The organism is Pseudomonas sp. P5_A12, from assembly GCF_056400685.1.
The window spans coordinates 1-1,342 of sequence record NZ_JBFUKU010000574.1 but is presented as its reverse complement, the minus strand read 5'-3'; the positions used below and the strand labels follow the sequence as shown (position 1 = coordinate 1,342).

1 protein-coding gene is annotated in these 1,342 nt (G+C 50.6%); it reads left to right on the top strand.

Features of this window, described 5'->3' with window-relative positions:
* Positions 1-1,089, top strand: a 1,089-nt coding sequence (locus AC1DSG_RS31210) for a hypothetical protein (protein WP_477794301.1), incomplete at its 5' end; no start/stop codon positions are given.
* Positions 1,090-1,342: the final 253 nt, after the last annotated feature.

Here is a 1,342-nt window from a genome sequence, read left to right as displayed (position 1 = left end):
ATGCTAGACATAGCCCTCGACAAGTTCAGGGATCAAACCTTAATCGACTTCGGCCTCCCAGAACTGGTGGGCTTGACCAAGGCCGCCGACTTTGTGATGGCGATGATCACTAAGAATACCCCGGCGGCCAAGCGTGAGCACTTCGAAAGCGTGGCCCGTTTCATTGATGAAGTCGAGCAGGCCAAACGCACTGGTTATGTGCCGTTCGCGCGTTATGGCGATTACTTGGTGGTGGTCAAGGAGCAACAACTGCCGCTCACGCTGATTAAAGACCCGTACAACGGTGGCTGGATTACGCGCGACCTACCGCCGGTCTACAACCGCTTTGTTGAAGGTATCGGAGCGAAACACGACAATCTGGAGGGCGGTTACTACCTGAGCGGCGAGCAAAGCAAGGCCTTACTCAGAAAGAACGAACGTACGATTCACAGCGCCAAAGTCGAATTCACCCTACGTGACATGCTGCTGATCAAACTCGGGCGCAAGATCAAAGAGCTGCCGAATGTAAAGACGGCCCTGGCCGAAGCGGAGAGAGTGAAAAACGGCCAGCCGAGTAGGCGCGTGGCGGCCTATGAGACGATTCAGAAGAACCCTGAAGGCGGCGTGAAGCTGACCGATGTCGATGCCCTAGCTGAAGTAGTAATGCTAGACACTGAGACGTGGGCTGCTGTGCGCCAGCAGTTGGGCGACGCAATCAAGAATAGGAGCTTTCGCATGCACTTCTTCCCATCGGAGAACGTGCCCGGATACACCGTTGACTTTGAGCGTGTTCTGCCTGATTTTATAAAAGGTTTAGCCGGATATTTAGCTAAAGTCCCCACCTCTCAAAAATCATGTAAGTTTCCATCTGTCTCCACAATAAGGGAGCGGCTAATTAATCCACTTAATATCGCCTTGATTACTGCTGCGGCCTGCGGCATTGCATTCACTTGTATAACCATTTATATGAGTATGGGTTGTGCAAAAAAATGGCAAGCATTAAGGGTTGAAGATGCCTATTGGCGAATAAATACAGGGTGCATGGTTAAAACCTCCAAAAATGATTATATTCCTGAGGACTATTTACTATCCATAATGAGGCGGCGTTAATCAATTTAGGGGAGTTGTGTTGATGATATAGGGGGCGGTCTAACTCAAAAGCGCCAGCTTCCCTAAGCAAAATTGATATTGATGTGTCTTTAGCGACTGACCGCTTCTGGCCGTTCTCTGCCTGTTGTCTCTTGAGCGTGCATTGGTCAACCGGATCAAACGGCGATCACCACGAATGCAAATGCCTGGTTCAGTGGCAATGCAATTCGGTGGTCATGTGCGATGCAAGTACGCACACGGCGTGCAACTGACC